A 22,724-nucleotide genomic window follows, 5' to 3' on the forward strand; every position below is an offset into this window, starting at 1 on the left:
GTAAGCCGGTGCATAAATCCGGTGGTTACAGCAGTCTTCGGTGGAGCGGTAGTTCAGTCGGTTAGAATACCTGCCTGTCACGCAGGGGGTCGCGGGTTCGAGTCCCGTCCGTTCCGCCACTTATTAAGACATTAAGCCTGCCTTATTGGCAGGCTTAATGGCAAAAAACTTTAGGGGCGTAGCTCAGTTGGTAGAGCACCGGTCTCCAAAACCGGGTGTCGCGAGTTCGAGTCTCTCCGCCCCTGCCATATATAATCCTTTGCTCCGGCAAAGGATTTTTTTTTGCCTAAAACACTGCAGAAAATTCTCTTCTTAATTTTCAGCCAGCATCCCTGCTGGCTGATATATCAATCCATTACATTGATTTTTAATAGATCTTTTATCTGCGATTGCTTATCACTGTTTTGCAGCCAAATCGCATACAGGGGCCTGGTAAGCGTGGTGGAATCCATCACAGTGTGCAGCCCCGCTTTAGTGTCTGCCCAGCGAACAGGTAACCAGGTACAACCTTTCAGCAAGGAAAGTTGCTGACAGGCGATCTCTGCAGAGCTGGTCGTTAACTGCGGAACATCATCAGGTGCAATCAACCCCGTCTCGTTCTGCTGAAAATCTGGCCCCCATTCCAGTCGCAAATAGGTCAAGTCTGCCTTCATCATTGAAGGTTCTGAGGCATAAAGTGCCAGGCCAAACTGACCCACAATCTGGCTGCTAAATTCGTCCATCTTGGGGGCTTCGGTTGTGATAAGAAGATCAAGCTGGCGTTCATGAAGTTGCTTAACCAGCGACTGCCGTTGTGCAATCCTGGCTTCAAATTGCAAATGCCCATGAGAATGATACAGCCGGGTAAGCCATTGGCTTAGCATACATTCCCACAGAGAAGCACTGGCCCCTATCGAGAACTCATTATGCCTCGAAGTATGTGCCACCTCTTTACGTGCTGCCTGCCAGGTATTCATCAGCGTTTCTGCGTACGGCAGCAGTTTCTCACCAGCAGGCGTTAAGCGAATATTGTTGCGATGGCGGGTAAAAAGATTCACACCCAGTTGATTTTCCAGCTGTCGAATACGAAAACTGACTGCTGACTGCGTCAGGTAAAGGGCTTCAGCTGCTCGCCCAAAGTGGCGCGTTCTGCTCACTTCAAGGAAAGTTTTAAGCAATTCCGTATCCACATCTTTCTCCGCAAAATTATTTGTCGTTATGATTTAAATGTTTTGTTTTACACTCTGTCAAGCGTAACTAATACTCCGCGCCATAAATAGCTCGGCCAAAGAATTAGGAGCGTGTAGGATGGCGGAAAGCTTTACGACGACTAATCGTTTTTTCGACAATAAACATTATCCGCGCGGGTTCTCTCGTCACGGCGATTTCACCATCAAAGAAGCTCAACTGCTTGAGCGCCATGGTTATGCCTTTAACGAGCTGGATCTGGGTAAGCGTGAACCTGTAACTGAAGACGAGAAACAGTTTGTTTCTGTTTGCCGTGGTGAGCGTGAGCCGCAGTCTGAAGCGGAACGTGTATGGATCAAGTACATGGCGCGCATTAAGCGTCCAAAGCGCTTCCATACGCTGTCTGGCGGTAAGCCGCAGATGGAAGGTGCAGAAGACTACACCGAGTCTGACGACTAATAAGAAAGGGGCTACGGCCCCTTTTTTACGCCAGTAACTTTTGCAGGTGCAAAAGTAGACGGTCGATTGCACGATAGCTCAACGCTTCCTGCAGATGTTGTCTCTCAATTTCATGACACCTTTCCACATCGGCGATAGTTCGGGCGACTTTTAAGAGACGCTGCCACGCACGAATTGAGAGCCCAAATCGCGTCAATGTTTCTTCCAGCCAGTTTGCGTCCTCAGCCTTTAGCTGGCAAAACTGCCGAATCTCAGCATTATCCAGACGGGCATTCAGTTTATTTTGACGTATATACTGTCGGGCTTGAGCGGCGATAACCCGCTCGCGAACCTCTACCGTGCTCTCCCCTCTGACGCTACTCTGGCTGAGCAGGCCAGGGGGAGGCAAAGGGATCTCAAGGGATAAATCGAAACGATCCAGAAAAGGGCCAGAGAGTTTCCCCAGATATCGCAGCGTCTGCTCAGGCGTACAGCGATTATGATTACCCTGATAATGTCCTGACGGGCTGGGGTTCATTGCTGCAACCAGCTGGAACTGCGCGGGGTAGCTTATTTTGGCACGTGTACGGGAGATATGAATTTCACCCGATTCGATAGGCTCCCTCAGAGCATCCAGCACTCGCCTTTCAAACTCAGGCAGCTCATCAAGAAACAGAATGCCATTGTGGGCCAGTGAGATCTCTCCCGGCCCCGGTATAGAACCTCCCCCTACCATGGCTGTTAGTGAGGCACTGTGATGCGGAGAGCGGAAGGGGCGACGTCGCCACTGTTTTTGTAACGACACAGAACTCACCAGGCTAAATATCGCAGCGCTTTCAAGTGCCTCATGGTTATTGAGTGGGGGAAGCAGACCATTCAATCTGCTCGCCAGCATCGTTTTCCCTGTACCCGGCGGACCAATCAACAGCAGGTTATGCCCTCCGGCAGCGGTAATCTCCAGTGCCCGTTTCCCCTGCTCCTGACCGATGATATCGCTGAGGTCGTCCAGGCTTTCAGGTAGGAGATCCCCTGTTTCTTCAGGCTCTGCTAACTCATGTCGCCCCTCAAGATATGCACAGACCTCCTGCAAGTGCCCTGCTATCAGGCATCCTTTTTCGGTTATCAGGCTCACCTCGGAACCATTTTCATTGGCAACAATGATTTGTCGACCAGCACGAATGGCTTCCAGTGCACCTGAGATTGCACCAGGAACACCCCTCAATGCGCCTGTAAGCGCCAGTTCACCGATGAACTCGTACGAGCCTAGCCTGGATGTATTAAGCTGTTCAGAGGCCGCGAGAAGCGCTATAGCGATAGGTAAATCATATCGACCTCCCTCTTTGGGCAGGTCCGCAGGCGCCAGGTTGATAGTGATCTTCTTTGCGGGGAAGGTATAACCGCTATTGATGATTGCGCTGCGAACCCGATCTCTGGCTTCTTTCACCGTTGTTTCCGGCAAGCCGACGAGCGTTAATCCGGGAAGCCCATTGCTCAGATGGACCTCTACGGAAATCAGCGGTGCTTTGACTCCAATAGCCGCACGCGTATAAACAACTGACAGTGACATAAGCACCTCCTTGAGGGCCGACTATGCCAGTATCTCGATCACACCTTTAGTGTCAGTTCTGTGTTTTACGACGCTTGTTCCAGGCTTTTGGCGACAAAATGCAACCATTACGTCTTGGCGGAAGCCTTCTCGCAGAAAAAGAGCGGTTCGTTTTGATGACCTGAGTACGCTTGAAATTATGAAAAATATTCACACTCTGTTTTTCTCATATAAAACAATGATCTTTCGGAATATGATTTGTGTGCTAATCAAAATGGTCATAAATAAATCTTGTGTTTGATTTAAAAACTGTGATAACTCTTTAGGTATTCCTTCGAACAAGATGCAAAAAGAACTGAAAATGACAGCCCTTCTACGAGTGATTAGCCTGGTCGTGATTAGCGTGGTGGTGATTATTATCCCACCGTGCGGGGCTGCACTTGGACGAGGAAAGGCTTAGAAATCAAGCCTTAACGAACTAAGACCCCCGCACCGAAAGGTCCGGGGGTTTTTTTATGACTAAAAAACTTAAGCGAGGAGCAGAGAATGAACACTAGCACAAAATTCTGTTTCTCCCGATTTATGACGGGGAACTAACTATGAATGGGGCACAGTGGGTAGTACATGCGTTGCGCGCGCAGGGAGTCGAGACAGTATTCGGTTATCCGGGTGGCGCAATTATGCCGATTTACGATGCATTGTATGACGGCGGCGTGGAACACCTGTTGTGCCGACACGAGCAGGGCGCAGCAATGGCAGCCATCGGTTATGCGCGCGCTACCGGCAAAACTGGAGTTTGCATGGCAACCTCAGGACCAGGGGCAACCAACCTGATCACCGGTCTGGCTGATGCACTGCTCGACTCTGTTCCTGTCGTGGCAATCACTGGTCAGGTTGCTTCTCCGTTCATCGGTACCGATGCCTTCCAGGAAGTTGATGTGCTTGGTTTATCCCTGGCTTGCACCAAACACAGTTTCCTCGTCCAGTCTCTGGAAGAGTTGCCGCGTGTGATGGCTGAAGCATTTGCTGTTGCCAGTTCTGGCCGTCCTGGCCCGGTTCTTGTGGATATCCCAAAAGATATCCAGGTGGCTCTCGGCGATCTGGAACCGCACTTCTCCACCGTTGAAAGTGACGATGTGTTTCCACATGAGGACGTTGCAGAGGCGCGCCAGATGCTGGCGCAGGCGAAACAGCCGATGCTGTACGTCGGCGGTGGCGTAGGCATGGCACAGGCCGTTCCAGCCCTGCGCGAATTTATCGCAACAACGCAGATGCCAGCGACCTGCACGCTGAAAGGTCTGGGCGCGGTAGATGCTGACTATCCGTACTACCTCGGTATGCTGGGGATGCACGGCACCAAAGCCGCAAACCTGGCGGTGCAGGAGTGCGATCTGCTCATCGCCGTAGGGGCACGTTTCGATGACCGCGTCACCGGCAAGCTGAACACCTTCGCGCCGAATGCCAAAGTTATCCATATGGATATCGACCCGGCGGAGATGAACAAGCTGCGTCAGGCGCATGTCGCCTTGCAGGGCGATCTCAATGCGCTGTTACCGGCATTACAGCAGCCGCTGGACATTAACGCATGGCGTCAGCACACCGCCGATATGCGCGCTGAGCATGCCTGGCGTTACGACCACCCCGGTGAGGCCATCTACGCACCGCTGCTGTTGAAACAGTTGTCCGATCGTAAACCCGCAGACAGCGTCGTTACCACCGACGTGGGCCAGCATCAGATGTGGTCAGCCCAGCACATGACCTACACCCGCCCGGAAAACTTCATCACCTCCAGCGGGTTAGGGACGATGGGCTTCGGTCTGCCAGCAGCCGTTGGCGCGCAGGTTGCCCGCCCGCACGATACCGTTATCTGTATCTCCGGTGACGGCTCCTTCATGATGAATGTTCAGGAGCTGGGCACCGTGAAGCGTAAGCAGTTGCCGCTGAAAATCGTGTTACTCGATAACCAGCGTTTAGGAATGGTTCGTCAGTGGCAACAGTTGTTCTTCCAGGAGCGTTACAGCGAAACCACCCTGACCGATAACCCCGATTTCCTCACTCTGGCCAGCGCCTTTGGCATCCCTGGCCAGCACATTACCCGTAAAGACCAGGTTGAAGCGGCCCTCGACACCATGCTGTCAAGCGAAGGGCCTTACCTGCTTCATGTCTCAATCGACGAGCTTGAGAATGTCTGGCCGTTGGTACCGCCAGGTGCCAGTAACTCACAAATGCTGGAGAAATTATCATGATGCAACATCAGGTCGCCGTGCAGGCTCGCTTCAATCCAGAAACCTTAGAACGCGTTTTGCGTGTGGTCCGTCATCGTGGTTTTCAGATTTGCTCTATGAATATGGAGACGGCCACCGATGCGCAAAATATCAGCATCGAATTAACCGTTGCCAGCCCGCGCCCGGTCGACTTACTGTTTAGTCAGTTATCAAAGCTGGTAGACGTTGCCCACGTAGCCATCTGCCAGAGCACAACCACATCACAACAAATCCGCGCTTAAGCGTGACAGGACGAAAAAATGACGACAAAAAAAGCTGATTACATTTGGTTCAACGGTGAGATGGTTCGCTGGGAGGACGCGAAGGTTCACGTGATGTCCCACGCGCTGCACTACGGTACGTCTGTGTTTGAAGGCATCCGTTGCTATGACTCTCACAAAGGGCCAGTGGTGTTCCGTCATCGTGAACATATGCAGCGTCTGCATGACTCAGCCAAAATTTATCGTTTCCCGGTTTCCCAGAGCGTTGACGAGCTGATGGAAGCCTGCCGTGACGTGATCCGTAAAAACAACCTGACCAGCGCGTATATTCGTCCGCTGGTGTTTGTGGGTGATGTGGGCATGGGCGTTAACCCACCAGCAGGCTATACCACCGATGTGATCATTGCCGCGTTCCCATGGGGTGCTTACCTGGGAGCTGAAGCCCTGGAGCAGGGGATCGACGCAATGGTCTCTTCCTGGAACCGCGTTGCGCCAAACACCATCCCGACCGCGGCTAAAGCGGGCGGTAACTACCTCTCCTCACTGCTGGTCGGTAGCGAAGCGCGCCGTCACGGTTATCAGGAAGGTATTGCCCTCGACGTGAATGGCTACATCTCAGAAGGTGCGGGCGAAAACTTGTTTGAAGTAAAAGATGGCATTCTGTTCACGCCACCATTTACCTCGTCCGCGCTGCCGGGCATCACCCGTGACGCCATCATCAAGCTGGCGAAAGACCTGGGTATCGAAGTGCGCGAGCAGGTACTGTCCCGCGAATCTCTCTACCTGGCGGATGAAGTCTTTATGTCTGGTACTGCGGCTGAAATTACGCCGGTACGCAGCGTAGACGGTATCCAGGTGGGCGAAGGCCGCTGCGGCCCGGTCACCAAACGTATTCAGCAAGCGTTCTTTGGCCTCTTCACCGGCGAAACAGAAGATAAATACGGCTGGTTGGATCAGGTTAATCACTAAGTATAAATTTGGGACGGCAAGCACCGTCCCATTAAATAGTCAGACGGGAGTAAATAAAGCATGCCTAAGTATCGTTCAGCCACCACCACCCACGGCCGTAACATGGCGGGTGCCCGCGCACTGTGGCGCGCCACCGGAATGACCGACGCCGATTTCGGCAAGCCAATTATCGCCGTGGTGAACTCCTTTACCCAGTTTGTGCCAGGTCACGTACACCTGCGTGATCTGGGTAAACTGGTTGCCGAGCAAATTGAAGCCTCTGGCGGTGTGGCGAAAGAGTTCAACACCATTGCGGTGGATGACGGTATCGCGATGGGTCACGGGGGCATGCTCTATTCACTGCCATCTCGCGAGCTGATCGCCGACTCAGTGGAGTACATGGTTAACGCCCACTGTGCGGATGCGATGGTCTGTATCTCCAACTGCGACAAAATCACCCCAGGGATGCTGATGGCTTCCCTGCGTCTGAACATTCCGGTGATCTTCGTTTCCGGCGGTCCAATGGAAGCAGGGAAAACCAAGCTTTCCGACAAAATTATCAAGCTCGACCTGGTTGATGCGATGATTCAGGGTGCGGACCCGAAAGTCTCTGATGAGCAGAGTGAGCAAGTAGAACGCTCCGCGTGCCCGACCTGCGGCTCTTGTTCCGGGATGTTCACCGCTAACTCCATGAACTGCCTGACCGAAGCACTCGGCCTGTCGCAGCCGGGCAACGGCTCGCTGCTGGCGACCCACGCCGATCGTAAACAGTTGTTCCTCAACGCCGGTAAACGCATTGTTGAGCTGACGAAACGCTACTACGAGCAGGACGACGCCAGCGCGCTGCCGCGTAACATCGCCAGCAAAGCGGCGTTCGAAAACGCTATGACGCTGGATATCGCCATGGGCGGTTCCACCAACACTGTGCTGCACCTGCTGGCCGCCGCGCAGGAAGCCGAAATCGACTTCACCATGAGCGACATCGACAAGCTGTCCCGCAAAGTGCCTCAGCTGTGTAAAGTCGCGCCGAGTACCCAGAAGTACCACATGGAAGACGTGCACCGTGCCGGTGGCGTTATCGGTATTCTCGGCGAACTGGATCGCGCCGGGCTGCTGAACCGTGATGTGAAAAACGTGCTTGGTCTGACGCTGCCGGAGTCGCTGGACCAGTACGACGTGATGCTGACCAAAGACGACGCGGTGAAAAAGATGTTCCGCGCGGGTCCAGCGGGTATTCGTACCACCCAGGCGTTCTCGCAGGACTGCCGCTGGGATACCCTGGATGATGACCGCGCCGAAGGCTGCATCCGCTCGCTGGAACACGCCTACAGCAAAGACGGTGGTCTGGCTGTGCTGTACGGTAACTTTGCGGAAAACGGCTGCATCGTGAAAACCGCAGGCGTGGACGACAGCATCCTGAAATTCACCGGTCCGGCAAAAGTGTATGAAAGCCAGGACGAGGCGGTAGAGGCGATTCTCGGTGGCAAAGTGGTGGAAGGTGATGTGGTGGTGATCCGCTACGAAGGTCCGAAAGGCGGGCCGGGTATGCAGGAGATGCTCTACCCAACCACCTTCCTGAAATCCATGGGACTCGGTAAGGCGTGTGCGCTGATCACTGATGGTCGATTCTCTGGCGGTACGTCCGGCTTGTCTATCGGCCACGTTTCCCCTGAAGCAGCGAGTGGCGGCAATATCGCCATTATCGAAGATGGCGACCTGATCGAAATCGATATTCCAAATCGCGGTATTCAGCTGAAGCTCAGCGACCAGGAAATTGCGGCTCGTCGTGAGGCGCAAGAAGCGCGCGGCGACAAAGCCTGGACGCCGAAAGATCGTCAGCGTGAAGTCTCCTTCGCCCTGCGTGCTTACGCGAGCCTTGCCACCAGTGCAGATAAAGGCGCGGTGCGCGATAAATCGAAACTTGGGGGCTAATGATGGCCGAATCACAACCCTTATCTGCCGCCCCTGAGGGGGCGGAATATTTAAGAGCGGTGCTACGCGCGCCGGTCTATGAAGCGGTGCAGGTCACCCCGCTGCAGAAAATGGAAAAACTCTCTTCGCGCCTTGATAACGTGATCCTGGTGAAGCGCGAAGACCGTCAGCCAGTACACAGTTTTAAGCTGCGCGGGGCCTACGCGATGATGGCCGGGTTAACCGACGAGCAAAAAGCACGCGGCGTAATTACCGCCTCTGCAGGTAACCACGCTCAGGGCGTCGCATTCTCCTCTGCTCGCTTAGGGTTGAAAGCACTGATCGTGATGCCGGTCGCTACCGCAGACATCAAAGTCGATGCGGTACGAGGTTTTGGCGGTGAAGTGCTGCTCCACGGGGCTAACTTTGACGAAGCTAAAGCCAAAGCGATTGAGCTTGCGCAGCAGCAGGGGTTTACCTGGGTACCGCCGTTCGATCACCCGATGGTGATTGCCGGGCAGGGCACACTGGCGCTGGAGCTGCTGCAACAGGATGCTCACCTTGACCGTGTTTTCGTCCCGGTGGGCGGCGGTGGCCTGGCCGCAGGCGTGGCGGTGCTGATCAAACAGCTGATGCCGCAGATCAAAGTGATTGCCGTTGAGGCGGAAGACTCTGCCTGCCTGAAAGCGGCGCTGGATGCCGGTCATCCGGTGGACCTGCCGCGCGTCGGGCTGTTTGCGGAAGGCGTGGCGGTTAAGCGCATCGGCGATGAGACCTTCCGCCTGTGCCAGGAGTATCTTGACGATATTGTCACCGTCGACAGCGATGCGATCTGCGCGGCGATGAAAGATCTGTTCGAAGATGTGCGTGCGGTGGCTGAACCGTCCGGCGCGCTGGCGCTGGCGGGGATGAAAAAATACATCGCTCAGCACAACATTCGCGGCGAACGGCTGGCACACGTGCTTTCGGGGGCTAACGTCAATTTCCACGGCCTACGCTACGTTTCCGAGCGCTGCGAGCTGGGTGAACAGCGGGAAGCACTGCTGGCGGTGACCATCCCGGAAGAGAAGGGCAGCTTCCTGAAATTCTGCCAGCTACTCGGCGGCCGCTCAGTGACGGAATTTAACTACCGTTTTGCTGACGCCAAAGATGCGTGCATTTTTGTCGGTGTGCGCCTGAGTCGCGGTCTGGAAGAACGCAAAGAGATCCTCAACATGTTGCACGAAGGTGGCTACAGCGTTGTTGACCTCTCTGATGATGAAATGGCGAAACTGCATGTGCGCTATATGGTTGGCGGACGTCCATCGAAACCGCTTAAGGAACGTCTGTTCAGCTTTGAGTTTCCGGAGTCTCCGGGCGCATTGCTTAAGTTCCTGCACACGCTGGGTACGCACTGGAACATCTCTTTGTTCCACTACCGCAGCCACGGCACGGACTATGGTCGCGTGCTGGCCGCGTTTGAACTGGGCGAACATGAGCCTGATTTCGAAACGCGGCTGAACGAACTGGGCTATGACTGTCATGATGAGACGCATAACCCGGCGTTCAGGTTCTTCCTCGCGGGTTAATGGTTTGGCAGGATCTGCCAGAACGCATCAATAAGCGGCTCATGCAGCCGCTTTTTTTGTGCACACACGCCAAGCTCAAACGGTGTTTTCTCGTCGCTGCGTTCCAGAATCATCACGCGGTTACGTACCGGCTCCGGGCTGTTTTCCAGCACCACTTCCGGCAACAGCGCCACGCCGCAGCCGAGCGCCACCATTGAGACCATCGCTTCATGGCCACCGACTGTTGCGTAAATCGACGGATTGCTGATCTTCTGACGGCGGAACCAGAGCTCAATACGGCGGCGTACCGGCCCCTGATCGGCCATGATAAACGGCACCGTTGACCAGTCCGGTTTCTCCACCGATACCTGATTACGCACCGGGCAGGGCAGTGCCGGGGCAATCAGAACTACCGCCAGGTTCTCCAGCATTGAAAATGCCACTGCACCCGGCAAGGTTTCGGGTTTCCCGGCAATAGCGAGATCCGCTTCGCCCGTCACCACTTTTTCCATTGCATCGGCGGCGTCGCCGGTGGTGAGTTTAATTTCAACCGACGGATGTGCCGCGCGGAAGCGGTCAAGAATGGGCGGGAGATGGCTATAGGCGGCGGTCACGGAGCAGAAAATATGCAGCTCGCCGGAAAGTGACGGCCCCTGCTGGTCAATCGAGTGCCTCAGTTGTTGGTACTGTAGCAGCGTCTGCTGGGCAAAAATGCGCAGTTCTTCACCCGCCTCTGTGAGGGTAACGGTACGGTTGTCACGCACAAACAGCGGCTGACCAAGATCCTCCTCAAGGCGCTGGATTTGCCGCGAAAGCGTGGAGGGGCTGACGTGCATCGCCCGGGCACTGCGGCCAAAGTGGCGGCTTTCCGCCAGATGCAGGAACATTTTCAGATCGCGTAAATCCACTGATGTCACTCCCCTTTTTTACATTGCAGATATTGCAACGTGATGTTGTGAATATATCAATTTCCGCAATGAATTTCCTGTTGTAATGTGGGTACATTCTCGCTGAATAGCGAACCGAACAATAAGACACACAACATCACGAGGTATCACCCATGGCTAACTACTTTAATACACTGAACTTGCGCCAGCAGCTGGCGCAGCTGGGCAAATGCCGCTTTATGGCGCGCGACGAATTTGCTGATGGCGCGAGCTACCTTCAGGGTAAAAAAGTGGTCATCGTCGGCTGTGGCGCACAGGGTCTGAACCAGGGCCTGAACATGCGTGACTCCGGCCTGGATATCTCCTACGCCCTGCGTAAAGAAGCGATTGCCGAGAAGCGTGCTTCCTGGCGTAAAGCGACCGAAAACGGCTTTAAAGTGGGTACCTACGAAGAGCTGATCCCGCAGGCGGATTTGGTGGTTAACCTGACGCCAGACAAACAGCACTCTGACGTTGTGCGTTCCGTACAGCCGCTGATGAAAGATGGCGCGGCGCTGGGTTATTCCCACGGTTTCAACATCGTTGAAGTGGGCGAGCAGATCCGTAAAGACATCACCGTTGTGATGGTGGCTCCGAAGTGCCCAGGTACGGAAGTCCGTGAAGAGTACAAACGTGGCTTCGGCGTGCCAACCCTGATCGCGGTTCACCCGGAAAACGATCCAAAAGGCGAAGGTATGGCGATTGCCAAAGCATGGGCTGCCGCAACCGGTGGTCACCGTGCGGGCGTGCTGGAATCTTCCTTCGTTGCCGAAGTGAAATCTGACCTGATGGGCGAGCAGACCATTCTGTGCGGCATGTTGCAGGCCGGCTCTCTGCTGTGCTTTGACAAGCTGGTGGAAGAGGGCACTGACCCTGCATACGCTGAAAAACTGATTCAGTTCGGCTGGGAAACCATCACTGAAGCCCTGAAGCAGGGCGGTATCACGCTGATGATGGACCGTCTGTCCAACCCGGCGAAACTGCGTGCTTACGCATTGTCTGAACAGCTGAAAACCATCATGGCACCGCTGTTCCAGAAACATATGGACGACATCATCTCCGGTGAGTTCTCTTCAGGCATGATGGCTGACTGGGCGAATGACGATAAGAAACTGCTGACCTGGCGTGAAGAGACCGGTAAAACCGCGTTCGAAACCGCGCCACAGTATGAAGGTAAAATCGGCGAGCAGGAGTACTTCGATAAAGGCGTACTGATGATTGCTATGGTGAAAGCAGGCGTTGAGCTGGCGTTCGAAACCATGGTGGATTCCGGCATCATCGAAGAGTCTGCGTACTACGAATCACTGCACGAGCTGCCGCTGATTGCGAACACCATCGCCCGTAAGCGTCTGTACGAAATGAACGTGGTTATCTCTGATACCGCTGAGTATGGTAACTACCTGTTCTCTTACGCTTGCGTACCGCTGCTGAAAGAGTTCATGACTACGCTGCAGACAGGCGATCTGGGTAAAGCGATTGCAGAAGGAGCCGTGGATAACGCGCAGCTGCGTGATGTAAACGAAGCGATTCGCAGCCATCAGATCGAGAAAGTGGGTCATAAACTGCGTGGCTACATGACTGATATGAAACGTATTGCGGTAGCGGGTTAACAACCTTGTCGGGTGGCGCTTCGCTTACCCGACTTACAAAACGCTAAGACGTAAGCCGGGTAAGGCGCAGCCGCTACCCGGCTTTTTATTTGCGATACAGAACCTTAATAATGTGATAACCGAACTGCGTGTGCAGCGGGCCGGTTGGCTCCAGTACCGGGCAAGAGAAGACCACTTTGTCGAACGTCGGAACCATCTGACCCTGACGGAATTCACCTAAGTCACCACCGCGTTTGCCTGATGGGCAGATGGAGTGCTTCTTCGCCAGCTTACCGAAGTCGGCACCGTTCTTAATCTGCTCCAGAAGATCCAGAGCCAGTTTCTCTTCTTTAACGAGGATGTGCACTGCTGCTGCTGTTTTTGCCATGATCGTGCCTTGAATTGGTTGAAATAAATCGGGGCGCAATATACCACGCGTCAGCGGCGATACAGCACCTTAATGATATGGTAGCCAAATTTGGTTTTTACCGGGCCGTAGGGCTTCAGGAGCGGGCAGCTAAAGACTGCCTGATCGAACGGGCCGACCATCGCACCTTGTTGAAATTCCCCGAGATCCCCGCCATTGCGTCCGGACGGACATTTAGAGTAGCGCTTTGCCAGATGATCAAAGCTGATGCCGCGCTCCAGCTTGGCAAGGATCTCCTGGGCCAGTTTCTCTTCTTTTACCAGAATATGCAGGGCTGCTGCGCTCTTTTTCATGGTTCTGCTCTAAGGGGTTAAACGCGATTTATCCACTTTATCATTAGCCGGTAAATCTGCGCCCGGCTTTCTGCTACAATCCACACCCCGTTCGAAGATTGAGCAATATTCCCATGCGTTTAAACCCTGGACAACAACAAGCGGTCGAATTCGTTACTGGACCATGCCTGGTGCTGGCAGGGGCGGGTTCCGGTAAAACCCGCGTGATCACGAATAAAATCGCCCACTTAATTCGTGGGTGTGGCTATCAGGCACGCCACATTGCGGCGGTGACATTTACCAATAAAGCAGCGCGCGAGATGAAAGAGCGTGTTGGCCAGACGCTGGGGCGCAAAGAGGCGCGCGGGCTGATGATCTCCACCTTCCATACCCTGGGACTGGATATCATTAAACGCGAATACGCCGCACTGGGGATGAAGTCCAACTTTTCTCTTTTCGATGACACCGACCAGGTGGCGTTGCTCAAAGAGCTCACCGAAGGACTGATCGAAGACGACAAAGTTCTGCTGCAACAACTGATCTCGACGATCTCAAACTGGAAAAACGATCTGATGACGCCTGCACAGGCGGCAGCGAGTGCGAAGGGCGAACGGGATCGGATCTTCGCGCACTGTTATGGTCTGTACGACGCGCACATGAAAGCGTGTAACGTGTTGGATTTCGACGATCTGATCCTCCTGCCAACGCTGCTGCTTCAGCGTAATGAAGAGGTGCGTGAGCGCTGGCAGAACAAGATCCGCTACCTGCTGGTGGATGAATATCAGGATACCAACACCAGCCAGTACGAACTGGTGAAGCTGCTGGTGGGGCAGCGCGCGCGTTTCACTGTGGTGGGTGACGATGACCAGTCAATTTACTCCTGGCGCGGTGCGCGTCCACAAAACCTGGTGTTATTAAGCAAAGATTTTCCTGCGTTGCAGGTGATTAAGCTGGAGCAAAACTACCGTTCTTCCGGGCGTATCCTCAAGTCGGCGAATATCCTGATCGCCAATAATCCGCATGTGTTTGAGAAGCGTCTGTTCTCCGAACTGGGCTACGGCACGGAGCTGAAAGTGCTCAGTGCCAACAATGAAGAGCATGAGGCTGAACGCGTTACTGGCGAGCTCATTGCCCACCACTTCGTGAATAAAACCGAGTACAAGGATTACGCTATCCTGTATCGCGGTAACCACCAGTCGCGCGTCTTTGAAAAGATGCTGATGCAAAACCGCATTCCGTACAAGATCTCGGGTGGTACGTCGTTCTTCTCGCGTCCTGAAATCAAGGATCTGCTGGCCTATCTGCGCGTGCTCACCAACCCGGATGATGACAGCGCGTTTCTGCGCATCGTGAACACCCCGAAACGTGAGATCGGCCCGGCGACACTACAAAAGCTTGGCGAATGGGCGATGACCCGCAACAAAAGCCTGTTTACCGCCAGCTTTGATATGGGGCTGAGTCAGACGCTGACCGGACGTGGTTACGATTCGTTAACCCGTTTCACCCACTGGCTGGGTGAAGTGCAGCGCCTTGCGGAACGTGAACCTGTCGCGGCAGTGCGCGATCTCATTCACGGTATTGATTACGAATCCTGGTTGTACGAAACCTCCGCCAGCCCGAAGGCGGCTGAGATGCGGATGAAAAACGTTAACCAGCTCTTCAGCTGGATGACCGAAATGCTGGAAGGCACGGAGATAGATGAGCCAATGACCCTGACTCAGGTGGTCACCCGCTTTACCCTTCGCGACATGATGGAGCGTGGCGAGAGCGAGGAAGAGGCTGACCAGGTTCAGCTGATGACGTTACACGCGTCAAAAGGACTGGAGTTCCCGTATGTATATCTGGTCGGTATGGAAGAAGGTTTGCTGCCGCACCAGAGCAGCATTGATGAAGATAACGTCGACGAGGAACGCCGTCTGGCCTATGTCGGGATCACCCGTGCGCAGAAGGAGCTGACATTCACGCTGTGCAAAGAGCGCCGTCAGTATGGCGAACTGGTGCGCCCGGAGCCGAGTCGTTTTCTGCTGGAGCTACCGCAGGACGATCTGATCTGGGAGCAGGAGCGCAAAGTGATTACGGCAGAAGAGCGGATGCACAAGGGGCAGGCTAACGTGGCGAACATTCGCGCTATGCTGGCGAAAGCCAAAGAGAAAGGATAATTATTCGAAGGCCGGGTATGGCGAAACCACCACCCGGCAATGCTCAGGGTATTACTTCACTTCAAGAACCCAGTGTACATAACTCTGCCACTGGCACTCCTGTTCGATCATCTCTGCCCCAAGTGGATGATTATCAATCCAGTTTTCCGGTAACGTCAGCGAAAGCTTCTCGCCATCAGCGACCAGATTGATGGCAGGTAGCAAATCATCGCGGCGGCGGCTGGCAAACAAAATCGCCAGACGTAGCAGACGACACAGATGCTCGGCCACGCGTGGCGGTACGGCGTTTTGCTGATGTAAAGAGGAGAGATCAACGGCGTTAGTCTGGTTCAGCAGCAGGGTTGCCAGCAACTTTTTCTGTGCAGGCGTGTAGCCCGGTAAATCGAGGTTACGTACCAGATAGGCCGCATGAACAGGGGCCTGTTTGAAATCAATGCTCAGCCCCACTTCATGTAGCGCGCAGGCGCTCTGCAATAAATCACGGCTCAAAGGGTCAAGATCCCAGCCGATAGCAACCTGATCGGCGAAGCGTGATGCCAGTTGCGCCACACGACCCGCCTGATCGATATCAACCAGAAAACGACGCTGCACGTTGCGCAGAGTACGGCTGCGAATGTCCTGATCAACCGACAGATGCAACATCCCATAGACCAGGCCTTCTCGAAGTGCGCCGCCAGCCAGCGTCATACACTGAATGTTCAGCTCGGTGAAAATCGCAATCAGAATGGCCAGCCCACTTGGAAAAACCAGCGCACGTTCAAGCGTCAGGCCTTCAATTTCAAGTTCTTCCAGCCGCCCACACTGAATAGCGCGCTGTTTAAGCTGCTGGAGCTTGGCAAGCGTGATCCGCTCATCCATTCCCTGCGCCATCATGATTTCCTGCAAGGCCTGCACAGTGCCAGAAGCACCCACGCAGACTTTCCAGCCGTGATAACGCAATTCATCCATGACCGGACGCAACACCTCGCGTGCGGCACTCTCCGCCTCGTCGAAGTTTTCTTTCCCCAGATTCCGGTCAGTGAAGTAGCGCTCAAGCCAGGTCACGCAGCCCATCGACAGGCTGAACAGTGACGTTGCTTGGGCGCCGGTGCCGGTCACGAGTTCGGTACTGGCACCGCCGATATCCACGACCAGACGGCGATCGTCACCTCCTGTCGTATGGGCAACGCCCTGATAGATCAGGCGGGCTTCTTCTTCACCGCTGATAACCTGAACCGGACAACCCAGAATTTCCTGCGCTTTGGCAATAAAATCTACAGCGTTAACTGCCAGGCGAAGCGTCGCCGTGGCGACAACGGTAATTTGGGAATGCGGGATATCCTGCAGACGCTCAGCAAAGAGCCGCAGACACTGCCAGCCACGTTCCATGGCTTCATGAGAAAGGTGGTTATCGCTGCTCAGGCCCGCCGCGAGGCGGACCTTGCGCTTAATACGCGTCAGCGTTTGTATGCTTCCCGCCACCTCGCGCACAACCAGCATATGAAAACTATTCGAACCGAGATCAATTGCCGCATAAAGCGAGGTGGAACTGAGCATATTTTCTTAACCTGAACGACGACGATTACGCGGTGCGCCAGAGCGACGCGGGCCATTGCCGGAGCGGGCGCGGGTAAGGCGCTTAGGCGGCGGCAGTTCGCTTAACAGCGCTTCCGGATTGTATTTGCTCTGCGGAATAGAGTGACCGATATAAGCCTCAATGGCTGGAAGATTCAGCGCATACTCTTCACACGCAAGGCTAATCGAGTGACCGCTTGCGCCCGCACGACCGGTACGACCGATACGGTGAACATAGTCTTCGCAGTCGTCTGGCAGGTCATAGTTAAAGACGTGCGTCACGGCTGGAATGTGTAAACCGCGTGCTGCCACGTCAGTTGCGACCAGAATATCAAGATCGCCACGGGTGAATTCTTCAAGAATGCGCAGGCGTTTTTTCTGCGCCACATCGCCGGTCAGCAGGCCAACACGGTGACCATCGGCAGCCAGATGACCCCAGATGTCTTCGCAGCGGTGCTTGGTGTTCGCGAAGATAATGGCGCGATCTGGCCACTCTTCTTCGATCAGCGTTTGCAGCAGACGCATTTTCTCTTCATTGGATGGATAGAAGAGCTCTTCTTTAATGCGGTGACCTGTTTTCTGCTCGGGCTCCACTTCCACATATTCGGCGTTGTTCATCTGCTCGAACGCCAGCTCGCGTACGCGATAAGAAAGGGTAGCGGAGAACAGCATGTTCAGACGCTGATTTGCCGGAGGCATGCGACGGAACAGCCAGCGGATGTCTTTGATGAAGCCCAGATCGTACATACGGTCAGCTTCATCCAGCACAACAACCTGGATGGCACCGAGGTTGATGTGATTCTGTTTAGCGTAATCAATAAGGCGGCCTGTGGTACCGATCAGGATATCCACACCGCTTTCCAGCACTTTAAGCTGTTTATCGTAGCCGTCGCCGCCATAAGCCAGGCCAAGCTTCAGGCCGGTAGCCTGCGCCAGGGGCTCAGCGTCTGCATGGATCTGTACCGCCAGTTCTCGCGTTGGGGCCATAATTAGCGCGCGCGGCTGGTTAACTTTGCGGTCTGCAATCGCTGGATGAGAAAGTAAATAATGAAACGTTGACGTTAAGAACGCCATCGTTTTGCCAGTACCGGTTTGCGCCTGCCCTGCAACATCGCGACCGGCCAGCGTTAGCGGCAGCGCGAGGGCCTGAATGGGCGTGCAGTTATGAAACCCTTTGTTTTCAAGGGCTTCTGTCACCTTTGGGTGCAGGGCGAAGTCGGAAAACTTCTGTTCTGTTAAATGTGTTTTGCTCATAGTGTGGTAGAATATCAGCTTACTATTGCTTTACGAAAGCGTATCCGGTGAAATAAAGTCAACCTTTAGTTGGTTAATGCGACATCAACGCGTCGTTGGTGGAGACAAAACCAACGTACCAGGCTTATTCCTGTGGAGTTATATATGAGCGATAAAATTATTCACCTGACTGACGACAGTTTTGACACGGACGTACTTAAGGCTGACGGGCTGATCCTCGTCGATTTCTGGGCTGAATGGTGTGGTCCTTGCAAAATGATCGCCCCGATTCTGGATGAGATCGCCAACGAATATCAGGGCAAACTGACGGTTGCCAAGCTGAACATCGACCAGAACCCGGGCACTGCACCAAAATACGGTATCCGTGGCATTCCGACCCTGCTGCTGTTCAAAAACGGCGAAGTGGCGGCGACCAAAGTGGGCGCGCTGTCCAAAGGTCAACTGAAAGAGTTCCTCGACGCTAACCTGGCGTAAGGTTTCTCCGCTGTGCGTTCAGAGCTCCCGGCTAAATGATGAGGAACTCTGGACGCCCGGCTGAAGTCGTGCTAAGTTAGCTATGACTTCGTTTTAAACATATCTTGTTGTTTGAATCTTGTTTTACCCGATACTTCCCGTTGTTGACTTATACAGTGCGTGAAGTGGCTAAATTCCGGGCTTGTCACTCAATCCGTCTTGTCGTTTCAGTTCTGCGTTCTTTCCCTGTGACCAGACAGCGAACAGACATGAGTTGATGGCCGCTAAACAGGCATGGATGACCCTGCCATACCATTCACAACATTAAGTTCGAGAATCACCCCGAGTTTAAGAACCCACACCATTATGAATCTTACCGAATTAAAGAATACGCCGGTTTCTGAGCTGATCACTCTCGGCGAAAATATGGGGCTGGAAAACCAGGCTCGTATGCGCAAGCAGGACATCATTTTCGCCATCCTGAAGCAGCACGCTAAGAGTGGCGAAGATATCTTCGGCGACGGTGTGCTGGAGATATTGCAAGACGGATTTGGTTTCCTCCGCTCTGCAGACAGCTCCTACCTCGCCGGCCCTGACGACATCTACGTATCCCCTAGCCAAATCCGCCGTTTCAACCTCCGCACTGGTGACACCATTTCAGGTAAGATTCGTCCTCCTAAAGAGGGTGAACGCTACTTTGCGCTGTTGAAAGTTAATGAAGTTAACTACGACAAACCAGAAAACTCACGTAACAAGATCCTCTTTGAGAACTTAACGCCGCTGCACGCGAACTCTCGCCTGCGCATGGAGCGTGGTAATGGTTCTACCGAAGACTTAACTGCGCGTGTTCTGGACCTGGCATCACCAATTGGTCGTGGTCAGCGTGGTCTGATTGTGGCACCGCCAAAAGCGGGTAAAACCATGCTGCTGCAGAACATCGCGCAGAGCATCGCCTACAACCACCCAGACTGTGTGCTGATGGTGCTGCTGATCGACGAACGTCCGGAAGAAGTAACGGAGATGCAGCGTCTGGTTAAAGGTGAAGTTGTGGCTTCTACCTTCGACGAACCAGCATCTCGTCACGTTCAGGTTGCGGAAATGGTTATCGAGAAGGCGAAACGCCTGGTTGAGCACAAGAAAGACGTGATCATCCTGCTCGACTCCATTACGCGTCTGGCCCGTGCGTACAACACCGTGGTTCCGGCTTCCGGTAAAGTATTGACCGGTGGTGTGGATGCCAACGCCCTGCATCGTCCGAAGCGTTTCTTCGGTGCTGCACGTAACGTGGAAGAGGGCGGCAGCCTGACCATCATCGCGACGGCGCTGATCGATACCGGCTCCAAAATGGACGAAGTTATCTACGAAGAGTTTAAAGGTACAGGTAACATGGAACTGCACCTCTCTCGTAAGATTGCTGAAAAGCGCGTCTTCCCGGCTATCGATTACAACCGTTCCGGTACCCGTAAAGAAGAGCTGCTCACCACACAGGAAGAGCTGCAGAAAATGTGGATCCTGCGCAAAATCATCCATCCAATGGGTGAAATCGACGCAATGGAATTCCTCATTAACAAGCTGGCGATGACCAAAACCAACGACGATTTCTTCGACATGATGAAACGCTCGTAACGCAAATAAAGCCAGTGAACGCCACGTTTTTACGTGGCGTTTTTCTTTTATGGACTATACGCTATTACCACACACTCCCAATTTTGACCGGTCGGTGCGACAATAGGACCGTTTGTACAGTCAAAGAAATAATTGATTGAAAAATATACAAAGGGAGTTGTAAGAAGCCACCTTTATTACTTCTGAGGCGGGGGCTTCATGGTTATACTTCCGGGACTAACATTTGTTGAGAGCAATCCATTGTGAATCTACTCACCGCCGTTACTGAGCTGATCAGTATTTTTTTATTCACAACCTGTTTTTTGTTCATCGCGCGTAAGGTGGCAAAAAGAATAGGATTGGTGGATAAACCAAATTTTCGTAAACGTCATCAGGGACTTATTCCTCTGGTTGGAGGGATTTCTGTTTACGCTGGTATTTGTTTCACGTTTGGCATTGCGGATTATTATATTCCTCACGCAGCCCTTTATCTCGCCTGTGCAGGCGTCCTCGTACTCGTCGGGGCACTGGATGACCGATTCGATATCGCGGTGAAGATCCGCGCCACTGTCCAGGCGGCGATTGGCGTGATTATGATGGTCGTTGGCGGACTTTACCTGAGAAGCCTCGGTTATGTGTTCGGCCCCTGGGAGTTAGTGCTGGGGCCATTTGGTTTCTTCCTGACACTGTTTGCTGTCTGGGCTGCGATTAACGCTTTCAACATGGTGGACGGTATTGACGGTCTGCTCGGTGGGTTGTCATCGGTTTCCTTTGCCGCTATCGGCATCATTCTCTGGTTTGATGGTCAGTACAGCCTGTCAATGTGGTGTTTCGCCATGATTGCCGCCATCCTGCCTTATATCCTTCTAAACCTCGGTGCGCTGGGGCGTCGCTATAAAGTCTTTATGGGGGATGCGGGCAGTACACTAATCGGTTTTACTGTTATCTGGATTTTGCTGGAAACCACTCAGGGTAAAACGCATCCGATTAGCCCCGTGACCGCCCTGTGGATAATTGCCATCCCGTTAATGGATATGGTGGCGATTATGTATCGCCGTCTGCGTAAAGGGATGAGTCCTTTCTCTCCTGATCGTCAGCATATTCATCATCTCATCATGCGCGCGGGTTTTACTTCTCGTCAGGCGTTTGTCCTGATCACCCTGGCCGCTGCTATTCTGGCAGCCATTGGCGTCGCTGCAGAATATGCGCATTTCATTCCTGAATGGGTAATGTTGGTATTATTCTTGCTAGCATTTTTCCTGTACGGCTACTGTATTAAGCGCGCATGGAAAGTGGCGCGATTCATTAAACGTCTGAAACGCAGGATGCGTCGTAACAATGACAAAAACACAACATTAACTAAGTAAAACCGGGACTATGATGACTCAACCGTTGGCGGGAGCGAAATCAGTGGTAACTGAGAATGAACTGGATATTCGGGGTTTGTTTCGCGTGTTATGGGCAGGCAAACTTTGGATTGCGGGGATCGCGCTGGGGTTCGCACTGTCAGCGCTGGCCTACACCTTCTTTGCAAAACAAGAGTGGAGCGCCACGGCAATTACAGACAGACCAACGGTTAACATGCTCGGCGGGTTTTATTCCCAGCAGCAGTTCCTGCGTAACCTGGATATCAAGGCGAATCTGGCGACACCCGATCAGGCTTCCGTCATGGATGAGGCGTACAAAGAGTTTGTGATGCAACTGGCCTCGTGGGATACACGCCGCGATTTCTGGAGTCAGACGGATTATTACAAGCAGCGTATGGTGGGCAACAGCAAAGCGGATGCCGCGTTTTTGGATGACCTGATAAACAACATCCAGTTTACGCCGGGTGATGCACTGCGTAACGTTAATGACAGCGTCAAACTGGTTGCGGAAACGGCACCGGATGCTAATAACCTGTTGCGTCAGTATGTTGCTTTTGCCAGCCAGCGTGCTGCAAGCCATCTCAATGAAGAGCTTAAAGGTGCCTGGGCGGCCCGTACCATCCAGATGAAAGCCCAGGTAAAACGTCAGGAAGAGGTGGCACAAGCCATTTTCTCCCGCCGCGTACACAATATTGAGCAGGCGCTGAAAATTGCGGAGCAGCGTAATATTTCCCGCAGCGAAACGGATGTCCCGGCGGATGAACTGCCTGATTCTGAAATGTTCCTGCTTGGTCGCCCAATGCTGCAGGCTCGTCTGGAAAACCTCCAGGCTGTTGGTCCTGATTTTGACCTCGACTACGATCAAAACCGCGCGATGCTCACTACCCTGAATGTTGGTCCAACGCTGGACCCGCGTTTTCAGACCTATCGTTATTTGCGAACGCCTGAAGAACCTGTAAAACGCGATAGTCCGCGTCGTGCATTCCTGATGATTATGTGGGGGATTGTAGGCGCACTGACGGGCGCTGGCGTGGCGTTAACGCGTCGTCGCACAAACTAAGAACGCCGTCTACGAT

The 22,724-nt window shown here is 53.6% G+C and carries 21 protein-coding genes and 2 tRNA genes; 16 read left to right on the plus strand and 7 right to left on the minus strand.

What is annotated here, in order from left to right; translation table 11 throughout:
- Positions 1 to 42: 42 nt before the first annotated feature.
- Both WB237_RS22215 and WB237_RS22220 read left to right on the plus strand, forming a co-directional pair.
- Positions 43 to 119: transfer RNA gene (locus WB237_RS22215), tRNA-Asp, on the plus strand.
- A 53-nt stretch (positions 120 to 172) separates the two neighbouring features.
- Positions 173 to 248 (plus strand) — tRNA-Trp (locus WB237_RS22220).
- Positions 249 to 347: 99 nt separating this feature from the next.
- On the opposite strand, the gene hdfR is transcribed toward WB237_RS22220, so the two are convergent.
- Positions 348 to 1,169 (minus strand): HTH-type transcriptional regulator HdfR, encoded by an 822-nt coding sequence (gene hdfR, locus WB237_RS22225; protein WP_316943460.1) that lies wholly within the window; start codon positions 1,167 to 1,169, stop codon positions 348 to 350.
- 118 nt (positions 1,170 to 1,287) lie between these two features.
- Between hdfR and WB237_RS22230 the strand changes: the two genes are divergently transcribed.
- Positions 1,288 to 1,626, plus strand: coding sequence for a DUF413 domain-containing protein (locus WB237_RS22230; protein WP_333043651.1), 339 nt, complete (start codon positions 1,288 to 1,290; stop codon positions 1,624 to 1,626).
- Positions 1,627 to 1,651: 25 nt separating this feature from the next.
- Here the strand turns inward: WB237_RS22230 and WB237_RS22235 are convergent, their stop codons facing one another.
- On the minus strand, positions 1,652 to 3,172 hold the full coding sequence (locus WB237_RS22235) for a YifB family Mg chelatase-like AAA ATPase (protein WP_336216501.1): 1,521 nt from the start codon (positions 3,170 to 3,172) through the stop codon (positions 1,652 to 1,654).
- 340 nt (positions 3,173 to 3,512) lie between these two features.
- Between WB237_RS22235 and ilvL the strand changes: the two genes are divergently transcribed.
- The 7 genes from ilvL (at position 3,513) to ilvA (ending at position 10,063) form a co-directional block, all read left to right on the plus strand.
- Positions 3,513 to 3,611, plus strand: a complete 99-nt coding sequence (gene ilvL, locus WB237_RS22240) for an ilv operon leader peptide (RefSeq protein WP_001311244.1) — start codon at positions 3,513 to 3,515, stop codon at positions 3,609 to 3,611.
- An 86-nt stretch (positions 3,612 to 3,697) separates the two neighbouring features.
- Positions 3,698 to 3,748 carry a peptide IlvX gene (gene ilvX / locus WB237_RS22245; RefSeq protein WP_108091188.1) on the plus strand — a complete coding sequence of 17 codons (51 nt, stop codon included), beginning with the start codon at positions 3,698 to 3,700 and terminating at the stop codon, positions 3,746 to 3,748.
- A 2-nt stretch (positions 3,749 to 3,750) separates the two neighbouring features.
- Positions 3,751 to 5,397, plus strand: a complete 1,647-nt coding sequence (gene ilvG / locus WB237_RS22250; RefSeq protein ID WP_336216503.1) for an acetolactate synthase 2 catalytic subunit — start codon at positions 3,751 to 3,753, stop codon at positions 5,395 to 5,397.
- On the plus strand, positions 5,394 to 5,657 hold the full coding sequence (gene ilvM, locus WB237_RS22255; protein WP_003860184.1) for an acetolactate synthase 2 small subunit: 264 nt from the start codon (positions 5,394 to 5,396) through the stop codon (positions 5,655 to 5,657). Before ilvG ends, ilvM begins: the two co-directional genes overlap by 4 nt.
- An 18-nt stretch (positions 5,658 to 5,675) precedes the next feature.
- Positions 5,676 to 6,605 (plus strand): branched-chain-amino-acid transaminase, encoded by a 930-nt coding sequence (gene ilvE, locus WB237_RS22260; RefSeq protein ID WP_023309654.1) that lies wholly within the window; start codon positions 5,676 to 5,678, stop codon positions 6,603 to 6,605.
- A gap of 60 nt (positions 6,606 to 6,665) precedes the next feature.
- On the plus strand, positions 6,666 to 8,516 hold the full coding sequence (ilvD, locus tag WB237_RS22265) for a dihydroxy-acid dehydratase (protein ID WP_028018216.1): 1,851 nt from the start codon (positions 6,666 to 6,668) through the stop codon (positions 8,514 to 8,516).
- 2 nt (positions 8,517 to 8,518) lie between these two features.
- Entirely contained in the window at positions 8,519 to 10,063 is a 1,545-nt protein-coding gene (gene ilvA, locus WB237_RS22270) for a threonine ammonia-lyase, biosynthetic (RefSeq protein ID WP_336216613.1), read from the plus strand.
- Here the strand turns inward: ilvA and ilvY are convergent.
- A complete protein-coding gene (gene ilvY, locus WB237_RS22275; RefSeq protein WP_028018214.1) occupies positions 10,060 to 10,950 on the minus strand; it encodes an HTH-type transcriptional activator IlvY in 891 nt (296 codons plus the stop codon). The two genes, ilvA and ilvY, sit on opposite strands and share 4 nt — an antisense overlap.
- 152 nt (positions 10,951 to 11,102) lie before the next feature.
- Here ilvY and ilvC point away from each other — a divergent pair, with 152 nt between their 5' ends.
- Complete coding sequence (ilvC, locus tag WB237_RS22280) at positions 11,103 to 12,578, plus strand: ketol-acid reductoisomerase (RefSeq protein ID WP_021242831.1); 1,476 nt, start codon at positions 11,103 to 11,105, stop codon at positions 12,576 to 12,578.
- 85 nt (positions 12,579 to 12,663) lie between these two features.
- On the opposite strand, the gene ppiC (WB237_RS22285) is transcribed toward ilvC, so the two are convergent.
- Complete coding sequence (ppiC, locus tag WB237_RS22285) at positions 12,664 to 12,945, minus strand: peptidylprolyl isomerase PpiC (RefSeq protein WP_336216508.1); 282 nt, start codon at positions 12,943 to 12,945, stop codon at positions 12,664 to 12,666.
- 50 nt (positions 12,946 to 12,995) lie between these two features.
- Complete coding sequence (ppiC, locus tag WB237_RS22290; protein ID WP_049008154.1) at positions 12,996 to 13,277, minus strand: peptidylprolyl isomerase PpiC; 282 nt, start codon at positions 13,275 to 13,277, stop codon at positions 12,996 to 12,998.
- A 113-nt stretch (positions 13,278 to 13,390) separates the two neighbouring features.
- Here ppiC (WB237_RS22290) and rep point away from each other — a divergent pair, with 113 nt between their 5' ends.
- Positions 13,391 to 15,415: a DNA helicase Rep gene (gene rep, locus WB237_RS22295; protein ID WP_336216512.1), complete on the plus strand. Its 2,025-nt coding sequence runs from the start codon at positions 13,391 to 13,393 to the stop codon at positions 15,413 to 15,415.
- A 51-nt stretch (positions 15,416 to 15,466) separates the two neighbouring features.
- On the opposite strand, the gene gppA is transcribed toward rep, so the two are convergent.
- Together gppA and rhlB are read right to left on the minus strand one after the other, a co-directional pair.
- The gene (gene gppA / locus WB237_RS22300) at positions 15,467 to 16,951 is read right to left on the minus strand and encodes a guanosine-5'-triphosphate,3'-diphosphate diphosphatase (protein WP_336216514.1); all 1,485 of its coding nucleotides are present in this window, start codon (positions 16,949 to 16,951) and stop codon (positions 15,467 to 15,469) included.
- 6 nt (positions 16,952 to 16,957) lie between these two features.
- The gene (gene rhlB, locus WB237_RS22305) at positions 16,958 to 18,223 is read right to left on the minus strand and encodes an ATP-dependent RNA helicase RhlB (RefSeq protein WP_336216517.1); all 1,266 of its coding nucleotides are present in this window, start codon (positions 18,221 to 18,223) and stop codon (positions 16,958 to 16,960) included.
- A gap of 144 nt (positions 18,224 to 18,367) precedes the next feature.
- Here rhlB and trxA point away from each other — a divergent pair, with 144 nt between their 5' ends.
- The 4 genes from trxA to wzzE all read left to right on the plus strand — a co-directional run bounded on the left by trxA (position 18,368) and on the right by wzzE (position 22,708).
- Positions 18,368 to 18,697: a thioredoxin TrxA gene (trxA, locus tag WB237_RS22310; protein ID WP_336216520.1), complete on the plus strand. Its 330-nt coding sequence runs from the start codon at positions 18,368 to 18,370 to the stop codon at positions 18,695 to 18,697.
- A 345-nt stretch (positions 18,698 to 19,042) separates the two neighbouring features.
- The gene (rho, locus tag WB237_RS22315; RefSeq protein ID WP_001054528.1) at positions 19,043 to 20,302 is read left to right on the plus strand and encodes a transcription termination factor Rho; all 1,260 of its coding nucleotides are present in this window, start codon (positions 19,043 to 19,045) and stop codon (positions 20,300 to 20,302) included.
- 242 nt (positions 20,303 to 20,544) lie between these two features.
- On the plus strand, positions 20,545 to 21,648 hold the full coding sequence (gene wecA, locus WB237_RS22320; RefSeq protein ID WP_014833726.1) for a UDP-N-acetylglucosamine--undecaprenyl-phosphate N-acetylglucosaminephosphotransferase: 1,104 nt from the start codon (positions 20,545 to 20,547) through the stop codon (positions 21,646 to 21,648).
- Between the two features lie 13 nt (positions 21,649 to 21,661).
- A complete protein-coding gene (gene wzzE / locus WB237_RS22325; protein ID WP_336216615.1) occupies positions 21,662 to 22,708 on the plus strand; it encodes an ECA polysaccharide chain length modulation protein in 1,047 nt (348 codons plus the stop codon).
- Positions 22,709 to 22,724 lie beyond the last annotated feature (16 nt).

The organism is Enterobacter sp. P82, assembly GCF_037053385.1.
Taxonomy (GTDB): domain Bacteria; phylum Pseudomonadota; class Gammaproteobacteria; order Enterobacterales; family Enterobacteriaceae; genus Enterobacter.

Coding starts and splice junctions, on each gene's coding strand:
- gppA (WP_336216514.1), bottom strand. CDS start 16,951: ATGCTCAGTTCCACCTCGCTTTATGCGGCAATTGATCTCGGTTCGAAT.
- WB237_RS22230 (WP_333043651.1), top strand. CDS start 1,288: ATGGCGGAAAGCTTTACGACGACTAATCGTTTTTTCGACAATAAACAT.
- ilvC (WP_021242831.1), top strand. CDS start 11,103: ATGGCTAACTACTTTAATACACTGAACTTGCGCCAGCAGCTGGCGCAG.
- rhlB (WP_336216517.1), bottom strand. CDS start 18,223: ATGAGCAAAACACATTTAACAGAACAGAAGTTTTCCGACTTCGCCCTG.
- ilvM (WP_003860184.1), top strand. CDS start 5,394: ATGATGCAACATCAGGTCGCCGTGCAGGCTCGCTTCAATCCAGAAACC.
- ppiC (WP_049008154.1), bottom strand. CDS start 13,277: ATGAAAAAGAGCGCAGCAGCCCTGCATATTCTGGTAAAAGAAGAGAAA.
- ppiC (WP_336216508.1), bottom strand. CDS start 12,945: ATGGCAAAAACAGCAGCAGCAGTGCACATCCTCGTTAAAGAAGAGAAA.
- ilvD (WP_028018216.1), top strand. CDS start 6,666: ATGCCTAAGTATCGTTCAGCCACCACCACCCACGGCCGTAACATGGCG.
- ilvL (WP_001311244.1), top strand. CDS start 3,513: ATGACAGCCCTTCTACGAGTGATTAGCCTGGTCGTGATTAGCGTGGTG.
- trxA (WP_336216520.1), top strand. CDS start 18,368: ATGAGCGATAAAATTATTCACCTGACTGACGACAGTTTTGACACGGAC.
- ilvE (WP_023309654.1), top strand. CDS start 5,676: ATGACGACAAAAAAAGCTGATTACATTTGGTTCAACGGTGAGATGGTT.
- ilvA (WP_336216613.1), top strand. CDS start 8,519: ATGGCCGAATCACAACCCTTATCTGCCGCCCCTGAGGGGGCGGAATAT.
- WB237_RS22235 (WP_336216501.1), bottom strand. CDS start 3,172: ATGTCACTGTCAGTTGTTTATACGCGTGCGGCTATTGGAGTCAAAGCA.
- wzzE (WP_336216615.1), top strand. CDS start 21,662: ATGACTCAACCGTTGGCGGGAGCGAAATCAGTGGTAACTGAGAATGAA.
- rep (WP_336216512.1), top strand. CDS start 13,391: ATGCGTTTAAACCCTGGACAACAACAAGCGGTCGAATTCGTTACTGGA.
- rho (WP_001054528.1), top strand. CDS start 19,043: ATGAATCTTACCGAATTAAAGAATACGCCGGTTTCTGAGCTGATCACT.
- ilvG (WP_336216503.1), top strand. CDS start 3,751: ATGAATGGGGCACAGTGGGTAGTACATGCGTTGCGCGCGCAGGGAGTC.